Origin of the sequence: Arenibacter sp. F20364 (genome assembly GCF_023015905.1) — a bacterium.
In the GTDB taxonomy this organism is placed as follows: domain Bacteria; phylum Bacteroidota; class Bacteroidia; order Flavobacteriales; family Flavobacteriaceae; genus Arenibacter.
On the sequence record NZ_JALKBD010000041.1, the window covers coordinates 14,562 to 31,253 of the forward strand.

The 16,692-nt window shown below is 41.7% G+C and carries 13 protein-coding genes; 5 read left to right on the forward strand and 8 right to left on the reverse strand.

From position 1 onward, the window contains the following. The first annotated feature begins 1 nt into the window (after position 1). Complete coding sequence (locus MWU84_RS21295; RefSeq protein WP_246905514.1) at positions 2-892, forward strand: transglutaminase family protein; 891 nt, start codon at positions 2-4, stop codon at positions 890-892. Between the two features lie 116 nt (positions 893-1,008). Here the strand turns inward: MWU84_RS21295 and MWU84_RS21300 are convergent, their stop codons facing one another. Continuing rightward, entirely contained in the window at positions 1,009-1,434 is a 426-nt protein-coding gene (locus tag MWU84_RS21300) for a response regulator (protein ID WP_246905516.1), read from the reverse strand. After that, positions 1,427-3,172 carry a sensor histidine kinase gene (locus MWU84_RS21305; RefSeq protein ID WP_246905518.1) on the reverse strand — a complete coding sequence of 582 codons (1,746 nt, stop codon included), beginning with the start codon at positions 3,170-3,172 and terminating at the stop codon, positions 1,427-1,429. Before MWU84_RS21305 ends, MWU84_RS21300 begins: the two co-directional genes overlap by 8 nt. A 793-nt stretch (positions 3,173-3,965) precedes the next feature. Between MWU84_RS21305 and MWU84_RS21310 the strand changes: the two genes are divergently transcribed. After that, positions 3,966-4,850, forward strand: coding sequence for a dienelactone hydrolase family protein (locus MWU84_RS21310; RefSeq protein ID WP_246905519.1), 885 nt, complete (start codon positions 3,966-3,968; stop codon positions 4,848-4,850). Positions 4,851-4,930: 80 nt separating this feature from the next. Here MWU84_RS21310 and MWU84_RS21315 read toward each other — a convergent pair whose 3' ends face one another. The 4 genes from MWU84_RS21315 to MWU84_RS21330 form a co-directional block, all read right to left on the reverse strand. Further along, positions 4,931-6,556: a sodium:solute symporter gene (locus MWU84_RS21315; RefSeq protein WP_246905521.1), complete on the reverse strand. Its 1,626-nt coding sequence runs from the start codon at positions 6,554-6,556 to the stop codon at positions 4,931-4,933. Positions 6,557-6,632: 76 nt separating this feature from the next. After that, positions 6,633-7,508 (reverse strand): SMP-30/gluconolactonase/LRE family protein, encoded by an 876-nt coding sequence (locus MWU84_RS21320; RefSeq protein ID WP_246905524.1) that lies wholly within the window; start codon positions 7,506-7,508, stop codon positions 6,633-6,635. A gap of 64 nt (positions 7,509-7,572) precedes the next feature. Next, positions 7,573-8,337, reverse strand: coding sequence for an SDR family oxidoreductase (locus tag MWU84_RS21325; protein ID WP_246905526.1), 765 nt, complete (start codon positions 8,335-8,337; stop codon positions 7,573-7,575). A 426-nt stretch (positions 8,338-8,763) separates the two neighbouring features. Then, on the reverse strand, positions 8,764-11,202 hold the full coding sequence (locus MWU84_RS21330; protein WP_246905529.1) for a hypothetical protein: 2,439 nt from the start codon (positions 11,200-11,202) through the stop codon (positions 8,764-8,766). Between the two features lie 492 nt (positions 11,203-11,694). Between MWU84_RS21330 and nirK the strand changes: the two genes are divergently transcribed. The 3 genes from nirK to MWU84_RS21345 all read left to right on the forward strand — a co-directional run bounded on the left by nirK (position 11,695) and on the right by MWU84_RS21345 (position 14,632). Beyond that, a complete protein-coding gene (gene nirK, locus MWU84_RS21335; RefSeq protein ID WP_246905538.1) occupies positions 11,695-13,101 on the forward strand; it encodes a copper-containing nitrite reductase in 1,407 nt (468 codons plus the stop codon). A 102-nt stretch (positions 13,102-13,203) separates the two neighbouring features. After that, positions 13,204-13,923 (forward strand): formylglycine-generating enzyme family protein, encoded by a 720-nt coding sequence (locus MWU84_RS21340; protein WP_246905540.1) that lies wholly within the window; start codon positions 13,204-13,206, stop codon positions 13,921-13,923. 4 nt (positions 13,924-13,927) lie between these two features. Further along, positions 13,928-14,632, forward strand: a complete 705-nt coding sequence (locus tag MWU84_RS21345; RefSeq protein WP_246905532.1) for an SCO family protein — start codon at positions 13,928-13,930, stop codon at positions 14,630-14,632. Between the two features lie 279 nt (positions 14,633-14,911). Here the strand turns inward: MWU84_RS21345 and MWU84_RS21350 are convergent, their stop codons facing one another. Continuing rightward, entirely contained in the window at positions 14,912-15,796 is an 885-nt protein-coding gene (locus tag MWU84_RS21350) for a type IX secretion system membrane protein PorP/SprF (protein ID WP_246905534.1), read from the reverse strand. A gap of 31 nt (positions 15,797-15,827) precedes the next feature. Continuing rightward, positions 15,828-16,692, reverse strand: an 865-nt coding sequence (locus MWU84_RS21355) for a gliding motility-associated C-terminal domain-containing protein (RefSeq protein WP_246905536.1), incomplete at its 5' end; no start/stop codon positions are given.

Below are 16,692 nucleotides of genomic sequence, written 5' to 3' on the forward strand. Positions count from 1 at the left end.
TATGATTTTTAACGTTAAACATACTACCAGGTACGAATACAATGCTCCGGTAATATATTGTCACAATATTGCTACGCTTCGGCCACGGGAATCCAATGGCCAAGAGCTACTGGATTATAAAATACAGATTACCCCACAACCGGCAGAAATTTCGGAACGCATTGATTATTTCGGAAACTATATTACCCGTTTTTCCATACAAACGGAACATAAGGAATTAAAGGTAACCACCAAAAGTAAAATAGTGCGTGATTATGCAAAGTTCCAAGACTCATTTTATTCCGAAGCTTGTAGGGGAGTTACGCTATACCAAGCTCTTTTGGCTTTGAACAGTATAGACCCTTTGGTATTGGATGCCAAGCAATACATCTTGGAATCTATTTTTATAAAACGAGCGGACGAAAACATACGGGATTATGCAGAGGTTTCCTTTAAAGGAAATCGTTCGGTTTTTGATGCGGCCTTTGAATTGATGCAACGTATTTATACCGATTTTCAGTTCGTTTCAGGGTTTACGAGTATTTCTACTCCTGTTAAAGAAGTGATGAAGGAAAAAAAAGGGGTTTGCCAAGACTTTGCCCAATTAGCCATTGCCTGTATACGCTCTGTTGGATTACCGGCCAGGTACGTTAGCGGTTATATAGAAACCTTACCTCCCGAAGGTAAGGAGAAGTTGGTAGGAGCCGATGCCTCCCATGCTTGGTTTGCCATATTTATACCTGGTTTTGGATGGGTAGATTTTGATCCCACAAACAACCTAATACCCATGGATCAGCATCTTGTTGTAGGTTGGGGACGGGATTATTATGATGTACCTCCTTTAAAAGGAGTAGTGTATGGCAGTGGTAAAAGTAAGCTTAAAGTAGCAGTGGATATAGAAGCTGCCGTATAGTGCAATGGGTTTAATGGTGGCAGTTTCAGCAACGGACATTGGAATTTGCAACCTATAAAACGTACTTGGACCTTTTGTTTTTTCACCAGCCTCTAATCTAAAAAAGGTGTCAACATTTAAAATTCGTTGTGATACCACTGATTTGTAGGAAAATGACTGATCAGGTTTTTGATCCCCTGCTTTGATATTGGCTTCACCAAATAGCCAGAAAGTGCACTAATTTCTTTTGCCTTAGCTATATCACTGGGATTATTGGACGAGGTTAGCAGGTATATATCCATTTCCTTCTTAATTTGTGATTGAAGTGACTTGTATTCATTTAGAAACTCCCATCCATCCATAAAAGGCATGTTTACGTCCAATAGGATGATATCCGGAAGATCGTTTGCCTCACCTAGATTCTGTCTTAAGAAATCGATTCCCTTTTCTCCATCGGAAAAAAACTTAATCGTTATATTTGGACTGACTTCAGCGATGGTATTCTTCATTATAAACTGAAAAATCTCATCGTCATCGATTAGCAAAAAATGTAAGTTATTCATAATTGTCAAATGTTATTTTAAATGTGGTTCCCTGTCCCAATACACTGGCAACTTCAATGTTGGCATTGAGCGATTCCAATTGCGTTTTCACTAGAAACAAGCCCATCCCCTTTCCAGAAAGTCCTCGGTGAAATCTTTTATATAACTTAAAAATATCACTGCCATAGCGATCAAGATCCACCCCAATGCCATTGTCCTCCACTATCAAAACTTTCTTGTCGTTCTCCCATAAGGTGCGGATATTTATGACGGGTTTTTTGCTCACATCCCTGTATTTTATGGCATTGGATACTAGGTTCTGAATTACGCTCTGTAAATAGATCCTTGAAAACTTTATTTCGTTCCAGGCACTGAAATCCGTCCTTACTTCTATGGTTTCTTTGTCCAGAGTTTCAACATATAGGTCCAAGGATGCCTCTATTAAAGGTTCCATTGCTATATTTTCCATTCCAACCAGATCGTCATCGTTTAGAATCCGCACATAGACCAAAAGATCATCCACTAAGGTATTAATGGCATGGGTAACTTTTTGCAATTTAGGGAAATAACTCTTGGCCTGTTCATAATCCTCTGCCTCCCCTAACATAGAAACCAAGGCAGAAACACTTGTAGTAGGAGCTCTTAAATTATGGGCAACAATATTGTTATAATCCAAAAGTTGGGCATTGCGTAGCTCAAGTTTGTTCTGAATGATAGCCAAGGCATTGTTTTTATTTTCCAACTCGGTGCTTTTACTCTCCAGCTTCCTGTTCATTACCTCAAGAGCTTGCATATACTTTTTCTTGGAGGCATCACTTCTTGCTTCAAGATAGGATAGGCATAAAATAACCATTATTGCCAATAAATTTATAAGCAATATTGTAACGATCTCGCTTTTCAACCTAGCATTTAATACCTGTGATTCTATATGTTTTAGAAGTACCCATTTGTTGTTTGTCTTTATATCCGCAAATCTATGCTGGAACAAGGGAGTTTGTGAAAGTTCGTTTATAAAATCCAATTCGGTTTTTATCCATAGATCCCCACTCTTAAACGAAGATGTAGATTCTTTTGAGCGAAGTGAATCCCCCAACCCAGGGTGTTCCTCATAAAAGGTGATATTTTGACTGTTGGGAATTAAGTGGGCAAACTCCTTTACACTATCCTTGCTCACCAAGTAATTACCAGAACGATCCAACAAAATAAATGAATAGTGGTTATCCTTTTTCAGCAAATCCAAGAGCTTTTCTGCACTAAAATTGATGACCACAATACCCAATTTGGTTCCCTGCTTATCGAATATAGGGGTTACCCCACGAATCATAGGTTTATATGGCAATTCCAGTATGCCATTTTCTTGATTAAGATTTAAGGGGGACAGGTAAATTTGACTTTTTTTAAGGTCCGTGGTCGACTTATAATAATCCCTTTCGCCCTTGTCCTGGAGAGATGTACTTTTTACTATTTTACCGTTTTCCTGCCTATTGAGTCTATATACCTCATTTCCTGATAAATCAATGAGCCTAAATTGACTATAACTGTCCATTCCGATAACAAAATCACCAATTTTCTTGTCCAAATGGGCATTGTTTTCAGGATCAAAATCGCTCTCACTAAAACTGTATTGCTCCCAATAATAGAGATTGGCTATCATTGGTTTTAAAAGTTCCACGATGAGCTGCTTTTTATTGGAGAGTTCATCTTGCTGTATGGCAATCAGATTTTTATGCTCCTTTTGATATAACCACAAAACTGCCAAAACACTCAATATAAGTATTGGGAGGTAGTATTTGACAAACTTCAGAAGTAATCGTTTAAGCAAATTAAAAGCAATTAATAGTTAAGGACTGCACTGGAATAGTAGTACAAACCAATAAGCAACAAATCTATTTGGGGGAAAGTTTAAATGATCCAGTTTATCAATAAACTGAAAATCAAATATAAATAAAAATAGACGTCCTAAATTATTTTTTAATTATAAATCTTTCATAGTCATTACTTGCAAAACCCAAATTCAATTTGCACTCCAACATTCACTTTCGTACCGGAAAAACAATGGAAATTTGCTATTATCAATGCCCCATATCCCTATATTTTGTAATCTGACTTGTTGAAAATTGATTTGTTTTTATAATTCCCACAAAAAGTTAAGACTATTTTCATACTTTTAATAAGAACATACTATTGGCACGCTCCATATTATTGTCAATATTGGATTACAACCCATTTGCAACAGTAACAAATCAATTTTTACAAATATTGGATAGCATCCCCAAGAACTAAAAGAAACATGTAGGTACGAGGAATACAGAGCTAAGGACTAAACTCGGCAACCGTTCCCCAATTCTAATGAAAAAAGTAAAGGAATACTATGATTTGTTATGATGGACGTTAAAAAACAAACTACCTCGGGGCAAGCCTGTCTAGCTACAAAGCCAGGCCCACGAGGCAATGAAAGGAAATTTAAGTTTGATTTCGACGCCCGCCTGCGGTAGGCAGGTTAAAATCTCGATTATCGAGCAAAAGACCCCGTTAACTGTAAATTTATGCTCATGAAACCATTAAAAAAAGAAGACGTTAAACAAGAAGTTTTTGACCTTTATGATGACTATGCCCACAACAGGGTGAGTAGGAGACTGTTTATGGATAAATTATCTACCTATGCCGTTGGTGGTCTAACTGTAGCTTCCCTACTTAGCTTTATCTCTCCGGATTATGTGAAAAAAATCCAGATACAGCCAGATGATCCACAATTGAATTCGGAATATATACACTACGATTCCCCTAAGGGTGGAGGCTCCATTAAGGGTCTTCTTTCCAGGCCATCGGAGGCCAGGGCAAAACTTCCTGGAATAATTGTGGTCCACGAAAATCGTGGATTGAATCCACATATAGAGGATGTAGGGCGTAGGGCCGGCCTTGCAGGATTCATCTCTTTGGCTCCGGATGCTTTGACCCCCTTGGGGGGTTATCCCGGTAACGATGATGACGGCCGTGAACTGCAGAGCAAGCGAAATCGCGATGAAATGTTGGAAGATTTCATCGCTGCCTTTGAACATTTAAAAACCCATCCGGAATGTTCCGGCAAGGTTGGCGTGGTAGGCTTTTGTTTTGGAGGATGGATTTCCAATATGATGGCGGTAAAGGTTCCAAATTTAGCAGCTTCAGTTCCTTTTTACGGGGGTCAGCCAACTGAAGATATCGATAAAATAAATGCTCCATTATTGCTCCATTTCGGCGAATTGGACACACGCGTCAACGAAGGGTGGCCCGCCTATGAGGAAGCCTTAAAAAAGTATGGCAAGGAATACAAAGCCTACATCTACCCCAAGGCAAACCATGGGTTTCACAATGATACTACTCCCAGGTACGACCGGGAAGCTGCTGAATTAGCCTGGGGTCGCACTATCGATTTTTTTAGGGAAAAATTGGGTTAAGGGCAGACTAGGCATAGATCAATAAAGAATATCCGAATCGCCCGAACTGCAGTATGTCATTAATTCCTTTTTATTGATCCCTAAAGTGATAGTGTACTGAACGATATCATAATATACAATACAATAAGCACCACCAATACAGAAGCCACTATATCCCAAATGGAATAGCTGGACTTGTTTTCCTCTTTCTGTTTTGCCGTAACCGTCCCAAAGGTTAGACCGGATAATTGTGCGGTCGAAGGTGCGGGATAAAACATACTCACAATAACTGCAATGGCTATACACAAGGCAAAGAAATAAGCCGCGAACACCAGCCAATTAACATCCGCTAGATTAAAAAGAAAACTTCCCTCGGCAAAACTGGATTTCATGATTTCCAAAGTCAGTTTGGAAAAGCCAATGATCAATCCGCCTACCAAGGTAGCTATAGCCCCATTGGCATTAATCCGCTTATAAAAAATTCCCAGTAAAAATACCGCGGTGATCGGTGGGGAAATATAAGCCTGTACATTCTGCAGGTATTCGTACAGTCCGTCCGAAAGCCTCGTAATTACCGGAATCCATATCAATCCAAGACCTACTACAAAAAAAGTGGCCGTTCGCCCCGTTTTCACCAACTCCTCCTCTGGTTTTTCGGGCTTCAACTTTTTATAAATATCCAGGGTAAACAAAGTAGAACAGGAATTGAATACGGAAGCCAAGGAACTCATTAGGGCAGCCAATAATCCTGCCGCTACCAAACCACGTAGGCCAGAAGGCAGAAGGTTGCTCATTAATACCGGAAAGGCCTCATCCGGACTGTTCCAATCCAATTTTCCCTGCATTTTAAGTCCCAGGGCTACTACTCCTGGAATTAAAAAAAGAAAAACGGGCATCAGCTTTAAAAGTGCTCCAAAGATACTTCCACGTCTACCAGCCTTAATACTTTTGGCGGTAAGCACGCGTTGCACGATTACCTGATCGGTACACCAATACCAGATTCCCACAATGGTGCTCGTCAGGAATAACGGCAACCAAGGATAATCCGGGTCCGAATTGGGTCGCCACATATTAAAATAATCGACTCCTATAGTTTCCTTCAGCTCTCCCCATCCACCGACAGCTTCCAATCCCATAAAACTTAAGATTCCGGCTCCTAGCACCAAAACTATGGCCTGTATGGTCTCGGTATAGACCACGGCACGCATTCCCCCCAAAATAGTGTACAGACCAGTAAGTGCCACGGTGGCTACCGCCCCGATCCAAAAAGGAATTCCCAATAGGGCAGATACCACTACCCCACCGGCATATATGGTTACAGATACTTTGGTAAGTATATAGGCAATTAAAGAAACTATGGAAAGTACCCATCTAGAGCGGGCATCAAATCGCTTTTCCAAAAACTCCGGCATAGTAAAAACACCACTTCTGGCATAAAAGGGCAGAAACACCCAGCCCAACATCAAAACTATCCAAGCATGGAGTTCATAAATCAATAAAGGCATTTTATCCGCAGCACCATTACCGGCCAAACCTACTACATGCTCGGATCCTATATTGGAGGCGAAGATAGAAGCCCCTACCATAAACCAGCCAATGTTCCGTCCGGCCAAAAAGTAGTCCTCCGTATTCTTTTGTTTTTGTTTAATCACCCACCATGCCACTCCAAGCAGTATGACAAAATAGGCCGTTATCACGACCCAATCCAGTACGTCCAATCCCTTCATTCTAGTTTAATTTGGTTTTGTTGGTTATATATTTAGATAAACTTTTTTCCAAGCTTAGCTTGGAAGCTTCCAAGGTTCAATTCTTAAACCTATGCGCAAGCAGACCTGTAAAACCAGAATTCCGGATTACAAAAAGTGATCCTGCCAAAGGTTGTTTTTCCAATTCCTCCATACTTAACCCCTTCCTTGCCGAAGTAATATATATGTCGCTCATAGATTCGCCTCCAAAAGTACAGGAGGTAACATTGGAAACAGGCAGCTCAAAACCCGATAATTTCTTCCCTGTCCTGGGATCCCAGCGGGTAATCTGCCATCCGCCCCAATGGGCTATCCATAACATTCCTTGATTATCTATGGTCATTCCATCCGGAAAACCTTCTTCCTTTGGAATATTGATTACGGTTCTTTTGTTGGTTATATTCCCATTATCGTTATCGTAATCGTAACCTACCACCTTAAGAGTGGGCGTGTCTATATAATATAGTACCTTATGGTCCAGGGACCAGGCCAAGCCATTCGAAATGCTAATATCGGTCTCCTTTTTAATACAGTCCTTATCAGAGCTTAACATATACAGACTACCAGATGCTTTATCCTCGGAGATTGGCATAGTCCCTGCCCAAAATCTTCCTGCCGGATCACATTTCCCATCATTGAACCTGTTTTCCGGTAAATCTTCTTCTGGATTCTTTATCATATCTACGTGCCCAGTTTTCCTATTTACAAACCCAAATCCGTCCTTCAGGGCGGCAATATAATTCCCGTCTTCACAAACGGCCATAGCCCCTATCATTTGGCCCACAGAAATGGTATTCGGGGTTTCGGATGCTGGTGACCATTCATGGATATGTCCATTTAGGATACATACCCAACTTATCTGGTTTTTGGAGTCATCCCATATCGGACCTTCCCCCAATTCGCTTTTAATTCCACTAACTACTTCTGGACTCATTCTTATTTATATCTATTATTTCTTTATATCTATTGAAGTGCATGATAAATCTTGGGGCACCCTATTATTTTTTGTATGGAGACGGGCTAACCGATGTCCAACCCCCATCGATAACCAAGCTCTGTCCTGTTATATGTTTAGCATTTTCGGAGATCAAGAACAAAACGGCTTGGGCTATATCATTTACCGATGCGGGCCTACCCATAGGGGTAATACTTTCCCAGGTGCCGAAATAGTCTTTATCCCGCAAGGTCCTTTCGGTCAGTGTAGCCCCTGGAGCCACCGTATTCACGTTTATTTTATAGGGCGATAGCTCTATGACCAGATTCTTGGCCAACATCTCCAAGGCAGCCTTACTCATCCCATAGGCCGCTAAGTTTTCATGTGCCTGATGCCCTGTTACGGAAGACATAAAAAGGATAGCTCCGCCCGAACCCTGTTTTTTCATTCTATTGGCCGCTGCCTGGGCCAAGAAGAAACTCCCGCCCAAATTCACTTTCATAACCTCAAAGAAAGATTCAGGAGGATAGCTAAGAAATTCCCCAAAGAGGGTTATCCCTGCATTGGCAACCACCACGTCCAGTTTTCCAAATTCTTCAACCGCCTTGTCCACCATTTGGTTGATGACCGATATATCTCCAGAATCTCCAGCAAATGGGATACATTTTCCAGTTTTCAGATCTATTTTTGAAACTGCCGCTTCGGCCAGTTTGGCATCCAAATCGTTCAAGATAACATTTGCCCCATGGGCCACCAACTGTTTACATATCTCCAGCCCAATTCCCTGTCCGGCTCCGGTAACAATGGCTACTTTGTCTTTAAAATCCATAGTTGATTGGTATTCGATTAATGGGAAGCCCTTGGTTCTTCGTCCAGGCCCTGTAGATAAATCCGTATTTACCACTACGGCCAAACCAGTCACTATTGCGCAGCTCTTTCTTGTCCTCTTTTTCCATTGGTCACTTTATTCATTTATGGATCCACTAACAAGGGATCCAACCGGGTTAAGCGGTGTAAAAAGAATTCTTCACATTGTTGTTGTTTTAGGAACTATATGATCATATTCTCTTTGCAGGCTTCAATATCGTGAACTTTTCCGAAATAAAAACTTCATTTTTTAAGGAATTTATGATTTAGGTCAAGCCAATTTGATAATTTAATTATCCCTATCGATTAAAAAAGGGGCTAAACCCATGATTGGTCCAGCCCCTTTTTAATTTGCCCTTAAAGACTATTGTTATTAACCTAAGGACCTTTATTTCAATTCTACTTTTTCCGGTTTTCCTGCCGATTTAATTTCCAACTTAAGACTTGCCTCTTCAATGGCAGAAAAAGTGCAGTCCACCTTTATTTTGTGATCACCAGTGTTTACAACAAGTTTTTCAGGATCAATGGAAATACTCTTTATTCTATTCCAGGACTTGTCATACAGTACAACTTCATTACCGCCATCATATTTCAGGTTCTCCCCTTTATCAATGGATATATCCAAATCTATTTTTTTGAAATCATCGATTTCTATTGATATTCCTGAAACCGAAGTATTCTTGGTTGTCAAAATAAATTGCATAGGTTGGGAAGAAAATTCATTTTCATAATCAAATACCGACCATACAGGCTCTCCCGGCTGTCGTATTTTCAATTCATGCTCAAAGCGCTGAACAGCGTATGGGGTTAAATTCCAACTGTTTTCCGATACCGTTTCCAAAGAAAATTCGTCGTTGATATTCTCCATTTTTTTCTTTTGTTCATCGGTAAAGGCACCGCCCAATCTGGCTTTTTCCCACTGTTTTATTTTCTCCAAAATCTCATCTCCAAATCCATTCTTACCAACCAAATCCACGGAAGTGACCAATGCATAACCAGCATCAAAAGCAGCGCTTCTGGCCAACATCCATTCTATATCTTCCAAGCTGGTATTGTCGCGCATACTGAACCACCCCAGCATACAGGGGATAAAATTTCTCCTGAAATAATCCTGGTTCAGGAGTCTATAGGAAGTCTGACTTTCCCTGAAACCGGCGTACCATGGCTCGCCCCAGTTCATGCGGGTAAACATATGCCAAAAATAATGTCCAGGTCTACTGGCATCCATGATATAATCATTCCTGATTTCAGGCTCCAAATTATTATACCAGGCGTCAACAAACAGTAGTTCCCCATAGGTACCCATTCCGGTTGAAAAATTTCCTTCCAAACCATCAAAAGATATTTGTTTTAAACCCGTTTGGTTGTACAGGTCGGCCAATCTACCGGACATCTCTATCCCCAGCTCCATATTGGTCAAAAATGTCTTGTAGCCATGGTCGGCCAATTTCGAGATTTTACCATCCTTTTTATGTGCACTGGACTTTGTTCCAAATGCCCCGCGCTGACAATCCATTAAGACCCAAGGAGCAGTTTCCGACACACTTTCATATCTAATTATTTCCTGTCCAATGACCACTGCATGGAGGCTGTTATTGCCCATTTGGTTAAAATATACCGGGTCTTTAATTTCAATGTTTTTTTCCTCCGCATCAATATCATTTACCAGCATACTGGAACCTACTTTTGCCAATCTCCCATCTGGAATAGGGGTTACATAGGGATCATTTGTTGTAATAAAGTTGGATAGTGTGTGAGCTCCCAATTTAATACCTTCCTTTTCTGCCTTATCCACACATTCTTTCATACTCTCCCAATTATTGGGAAACGCATCTTTATGCAAGTCAAAATGCCCCCAATTTAAAAAGGGACCTGAATGATACAAATATTGTAACCCTGCCTTTTTCGTCAACGCAATGGCATCATCAATATTGGTGGTCCCGAAGTCTTGGATCAAATAGGCCGCAGTAGCCATGGGAGACCGTTTGCTCCATACTCCGTCCAAAGTTGGGTGAGGTAATCCTTCACCAAGTTCTATTGCTTCAATGGTATTAAGAACTTCCTCAGGTGCACATCCGAACAAAGCAATTTTTGAGCCTACTACACCCTCGTCTATAAAAGCTGGGGCCACATAATGTTCATGCCCCATGGCAGAAATGACCCTTTCCTTATCCCTATTTCTGGTATAGGCCTGCAAAGAACTGCCATAGTCCTTTGGCAAGGCCGTATGTCCCCTATACAGAATATTTAGGGAGTCTGAAATATCTACCAAACTAGTCGTTCCAAAAATATCAAAAGAAGGGGTGGAATCGTCCTCTAGAGAGGGATATCCCCCAAGGGTTTTTTTGTTTAAAGCCTGTATTCCTATTGAGAAATCCTTGTTGCGTACCACCCCCACTGTTTCTCCAACGGTCTCCTTAATAGTCGTTTCGAAGGGACCCCACAGAATCAATTCAATATCCTCTTCTTTGGTGATCGAAATTAACTCCAAGGTAAGATACCCTTCCTTGTTTTCGACTTGAACTTCCGCCTCAATTCCATTTACCGGATACTTCAGCAAGAAAGCCCTTCCCTCTTCCTTTATTTCAAAAGAAGCAGGGTATTCCATTTCGTTATCGACCGTAATCCCTAAAATTGCTTTGGGGTCGTTGCTTATATGTACATATTCGGTATTCTTTTGAGAATCGGTTAGACCAATAATATTACCGGACTTGTTTATTCCAATATTGAGATTTCCGGCTCTTAAATCGGAATCCATATTATTATTACAGGATGTAAATGCGACAAATAGGCCTAATATTGTAATTTTACAGGTTTTGGTTTTCATGGTTGGTTATAGAGGTTTAACGAATTTGCATTGCCATATTTCATATATGTCTACGTAATAATCCTGAAATTTACAAGGTATCAACTTTGACATCGCTAAGCAATATTAAGCATTTCCCAACTAAATTTATGTCCAAGGAGTTTTATACCAAAAAGTACAAATACCACTAGTATTTGGGTAAATGATGCAATGCATAAGATCCGATGGCCTTGGCTTGGAAAGGCACCAGGTTAAACACCAATAATTGGAGCCGGATTAACCTTACCAAAAACCCAATATTTTTTATTAGCCACAATGGACAGCTGTAAATCACTTTAATTTATCAATAAATCACTATACATGATAACTGTCATGTTTTAATATGTCAATCACAATTATTTTTGCCTTATAAAAGACAAAAAAGTCCTTTATTATTTCATTAAGCAACCAAAACATAACATTATGAATTCAAAATCGACAAAAAAAATATTCCTCCTTTTTTTAGTGGTAGGAATGGGTAGTCTTATTCTCTCATGTGCCAAAAAGGAAAAGATTGTTTATGCCAGTACAGCGGATATCCCTGCAAATCGTGAAATGATAGCAGAGTTAACAGCACCACCACATGTACCTACCCCTGTTGGGGATAGAAAGGCAAAATTACTAAAGGTGGACATGGAAATCCTGGAACAGGAAGGAGAAATGACCAATGGTGTACGTTATGTCTATTGGACGTTTGGAGGCTCCGTCCCAGGTAGCTTTATAAGAACTAGGGTAGGAGATGAAGTGGAATTTCATTTAAAAAATCACCCGGACAATAAATTGCCACACAATATCGATCTACATGCCGTTACCGGTCCCGGAGGAGGTGCGGAATCTTCTTTTGTAGCCCCAGGACATGAGAAAGTATTCTCTTTTAAGACCCTAAACGCTGGGCTTTATGTGTACCACTGTGCAACGGCACCCGTAGGGATGCACATCGCCAACGGAATGTACGGTCTAATTTTGGTAGAACCCGAAGGCGGCCTGCCCTTGGTGGATAAGGAATATTACATTATGCAGGGCGATTTTTACACCAAAGGTGCCAATGGAGAAAGAGGTTTACAGCCTTTCGATATGCAAAAAGCAGTTGATGAAAAGGCAGATTATGTAGTATTTAATGGAAAAATGGGAGCCTTGACAGGAGACAATGCCATAACCGCCAAAGTTGGTGAAACGGTACGTTTATTCGTGGGCAATGGTGGACCCAACCTAGTATCTTCATTTCATGTTATCGGTGAAATATTTGACAAGGTACACTTGGAAGGTGGCGATATGATAAACGAAAATGTACAAACTACATTAATCCCTGCAGGAGGAGCAGCTATCGTAGAATTTAAGGTTGATGTGCCCGGAACTTTTATTCTAGTTGACCATTCCATATTCAGGGCCTTTAATAAGGGGGCATTGGGAATGCTAAAAGTTGAAGGTGAGGAAAACAAGACTATTTATTCCGGTGAACTTGAAGACGGTATTTACCTACCAGAGGGTGGTGGAATTCAAAATATGCCTTCAACCAAAGGTGTTGTGGAATCTGAAATCCCTGCCAAATCTATGGCGGAAAAGATGGAGTTTGGAAAAGCGACCTATATGCAAACCTGTTTTGCCTGTCATCAGGCAGAAGGTCAAGGAATTGCCAACGCCTTTCCTCCCTTGGCCAAATCGGATTATTTAAACGCCGATGTCAATCGGGCCATAGACATTGTTTTGCATGGAAAAACGGGTGAAATAACCGTGAACGGACAAAAATACAATAGTGTTATGACGGCGCAGACCTTGTCAGATGAAGAGGTGGCCAATGTACTTACCTATGCATACAACAGTTGGGGCAATTCCAAAAAAGACGTAACTCCAGCTATGGTCAAAAGAATAAGAAACAAATAAAATTCACAAAACGAAAATATAATTATGAGTCCCTTCTTTAAAGCAGCACTTACTCTTCTGAGTATTACTATTTGCAGTGGCATTTATGCACAATCTGAGCATATGGTCAACGTTAAAGGAGGGACTTATATTCCACTCTACGGAGTGGATTCAACCGCGGTCACGGTAGATGAATTTAGGATGGACGTATATCCGGTAACCAACAAGGAGTATTTAAAGTTTGTTCAGGAAAATCCGGAATGGAAAAGAAGTAAGGTGAAGCAATTGTTTGCAGACGGTAATTATTTGGTGAATTGGGAGGGCGATGATTCCTACGGAAACCAGCTGGCCGCCGATGCAGCTGTTACCAACGTTTCTTGGTTTGCCGCCAAGAAATACTGTGATTGCCAAGGCAAGAGATTGCCCACCGTAGATGAATGGGAATATGCCGCAATGGCCGATCAAAATAGTCAGGACGCCCGTAAAAAGGAAACCTACAATCAACTTATATTGGACTGGTACGAAGCTCCAAAAACATTTAACAATTCCATAGGTTCCACCTTTAAAAATTATTGGGGAATCTATGATCTACATGGACTTGTTTGGGAATGGGCCATGGATTTCAATTCGGTGCTTATTTCCGGTGAATCCAGAAAAGATGTAGACAAAGACAGTAATCTTTTTTGTGGTAGTGCGGCGGTTGGAGCATCGGACCTAATGAACTACGCCGCCTTTATGCGCTACGCCTTTAGAGGAAGCCTAAAAGCCAATTATTCCATAAGAAACCTAGGGTTCCGATGTGTACAAACAAAGGAATCGAATAATAAAAACCTAACTTATTAAGGATATGAAAAAAATTCTCAATGCCGGATTGTTGTGCCTTATGCTCATCAATCTAATATCATGCAATACCAAGAACTCCTCTAAAACAACAGCGGAAAAATACCAATGTCCCATGCATTGCGAAGGTGACAAGACCTACGATCAACCAGGTACTTGTAGTGTTTGCAAAATGGAGCTGCAGGAACTAGCGATGAATGTTAAAAAAGAAGGTGAAATTTCGGAGCTATCCATCTACAACCTTCCATCCAAATGGACCAATCAGAACAATGAGGAAATACAACTGAAGGCGCTAAAAGGAGATGTCTTGGTTATGGTCATGATCTACACTTCCTGTCAAACCGCTTGCCCCAGGTTGGTCGCCGATATGCGCGGGATAGAAGAGCAGATCCCAGCCGACAAAAAAGAGGACGTCACCCTTGTTTTTGTCAGTATAGACCCTGAAACAGATACGCCACAGCGCCTTAAGGAATTTGCCAAGGAAAACCAATTGGATTCAAAAAAGTGGGTGTTTCTCAGAGGTTCGGAATCAGACACTAGGGAGTTTGCAGCGGTATTGGCGGTGAGCTACAAAAAAATATCCCCCATGGATTTTTCACATTCCAACATCATCAGCGTATTTGATCAGGGCGGTGAATTGGCCTATCAGAAAGAAGGCCTGGGGGTCAACAATAAGGAAACGGTATCCAAAATTGTAGAATTGGTGAATTAAGAACAAGAAATATATGTTGAATAAAGCTATTTCCTAACAGCACCAATACGGGCGTCCTTATATGACCTGTTTAGACAAGCTATTCCTTAATTGTTCATGGGAATTTAATCATTCAACAATTGACCAAGATTATAATCCCTATCCGTATTATAAGGCTACCATTTCACTAAAAGGATGTCATAATATGAAATCTGGGCCATCCGATACCAAAAAAATGAGGCACCCTGGGGCACCTCATTCTTTTAAATGTATTGTTTGGGAAAAAAGCCCCACTACTTTTTAAAATACAAACCTCAGGAACAGCTCATTGGTATTCTTGGCACTGGCCAGTTCACTTCTGGTACTCACCTCATAAGCAAAGCCAAGGGTAAGTCGCTTTTGAAGGCTTAGGTTTACCAGTCCGGCAAAGGCCGAATCGGTCCTATAGCTGGCCCCCAGTTCAAAATCGTTGTTAAAGGAGAGCATGGTATTAATGTCTACGGAGATTGGCGCCCCGCTTACTTGGCGCATCAGGGCAGAGGGTTTCAGTATTAGGTTGCCCTTGCCCAATGGCAGATCATAGCCCACTGTGGCATAAAGATGGGGCTCGGCTACGGTGGCCGTTGCCGTACCGTTGCGGTTCTCGGCCCTGTCCGTGCTCAACATCCTGGGCATGGCCAAAGAAAAGAACAGCGCCTCCCTTTTAAAAAGGATCCCTGCCCCTATGTTGGGGTTAAAATCGGAGATGGACGATATGCTGGGATCCGCTTGTATGTTGTAGGTCTCCAGCCCGGCGGTGTTTACCGAATAACTATTGCCGACCGCCTTGAGCCCCAGGTAGAGTTCCGACTTTTCGGACAGTTGAAGCTTGTAGGAGTAGTCGATCCCAATAAAGGTCTGGCTCTCTATAAAGGTCTTGTTGTTCATCACGGACACCCCAAGGCCCTTCTTTTCGCCCAAACGGGTGCCAAAGGATACCACTATGGTCCTTGGCGCCTCTTCCACTCCCGTCCATTGCTGGCGATAGCTGGAAGTAATGGCCGTTTCCCCCCCAGGGGAGACATAGGCCGGGTTATAGGCATTCATATGGTAGCGATAATTGGTGAACAACCCTTCCTGCTGGGCACTTAGCCACCCAAAGATGAGAAAGAGAGCTATGGACACTATATTCTTTATATTCTGCATTGTATTTTATTGTATTTCTTATCTATTGTGATTATTGCTTGGCCAAAAACAGCCATCCGTTCATATCTACGCTACCGTCCCCTTCAAGGTCTATTTCGTAGTAGTAGGAACCTCCATCGGGAAGTCTACTGCTTAGGCCCTTATAATGGCCGTCCCAATCGTTCTGATAGTTCTTGGCAGCAAACACCTCTTTGCCCCAGCTGTTGAAGACCCGTACTATGGAGTTGAGATAGTTTTCTATGTTATAGATGGTCCAGGTATCGTTTATCCCATCGCCATTGGGCGTAAAAGCTTGGGAAACGTTCAACTCTATGGTATCACAAGCATCGCCAAGGCCATCACCGTCCCTGTCTTCCTGACCCGGATTATAAACAGTAGGGCAGTTGTCTTGATCATCCATGGTTCCATCATTATCGGTATCTTTTTGGCTATCTGAACAGCCTTCGGCATCCACGGCCTCGTCTTCAGGGGAATCCGGACAAAGGTCCTGGGCATCGCTTACCCCGTCAAAATCACTGTCCTTTTGGCTATCGGAACAGCCTTCGGCATCCACGGCTTCTCCGAAAGGCGTATCGGGACAAAAATCCATATCATCCATAATCCCATCGTTGTCACTGTCCTTTTGGCTATCGGAACAACCATTGGCATCAGCCGTTTCACCTAAAGGAGTATTGGAACAGCTATCAAGAGTATCCAAAACACCATCATTGTCGTCATCTTCATCGGCATTGTCCCCGGTACCGTCCCCATCGGTGTCCGTATCCTCTTCCGGGTCTTTTGGAAACGCATCCTTATCATCCAGCGTGCCATCGTTGTCATCGTCCTCATCGGCATTGTCCCCGGTGCCGTCCCCATCGGTGTCCGTATCCTCTTCCGGGTCTTTTGGAAACGCATCC

What these genes read in the sequence shown, in the direction of transcription:
- MWU84_RS21340 (WP_246905540.1), top strand. Translation starts at nt 13,204, where the DNA reads ATGGTCAACGTTAAAGGAGGGACTTATATTCCACTCTACGGAGTGGAT.
- nirK (WP_246905538.1), top strand. Translation starts at nt 11,695, where the DNA reads ATGGGTAGTCTTATTCTCTCATGTGCCAAAAAGGAAAAGATTGTTTAT.
- MWU84_RS21315 (WP_246905521.1), bottom strand. Translation starts at nt 6,556, where the DNA reads ATGAAGGGATTGGACGTACTGGATTGGGTCGTGATAACGGCCTATTTT.
- MWU84_RS21330 (WP_246905529.1), bottom strand. Translation starts at nt 11,202, where the DNA reads ATGAAAACCAAAACCTGTAAAATTACAATATTAGGCCTATTTGTCGCA.
- MWU84_RS21350 (WP_246905534.1), bottom strand. Translation starts at nt 15,796, where the DNA reads ATGCAGAATATAAAGAATATAGTGTCCATAGCTCTCTTTCTCATCTTT.
- MWU84_RS21325 (WP_246905526.1), bottom strand. Translation starts at nt 8,337, where the DNA reads ATGGATTTTAAAGACAAAGTAGCCATTGTTACCGGAGCCGGACAGGGA.
- MWU84_RS21320 (WP_246905524.1), bottom strand. Translation starts at nt 7,508, where the DNA reads ATGAGTCCAGAAGTAGTTAGTGGAATTAAAAGCGAATTGGGGGAAGGT.
- MWU84_RS21300 (WP_246905516.1), bottom strand. Translation starts at nt 1,434, where the DNA reads ATGAATAACTTACATTTTTTGCTAATCGATGACGATGAGATTTTTCAG.
- MWU84_RS21295 (WP_246905514.1), top strand. Translation starts at nt 2, where the DNA reads ATGATTTTTAACGTTAAACATACTACCAGGTACGAATACAATGCTCCG.
- MWU84_RS21345 (WP_246905532.1), top strand. Translation starts at nt 13,928, where the DNA reads ATGAAAAAAATTCTCAATGCCGGATTGTTGTGCCTTATGCTCATCAAT.
- MWU84_RS21310 (WP_246905519.1), top strand. Translation starts at nt 3,966, where the DNA reads ATGAAACCATTAAAAAAAGAAGACGTTAAACAAGAAGTTTTTGACCTT.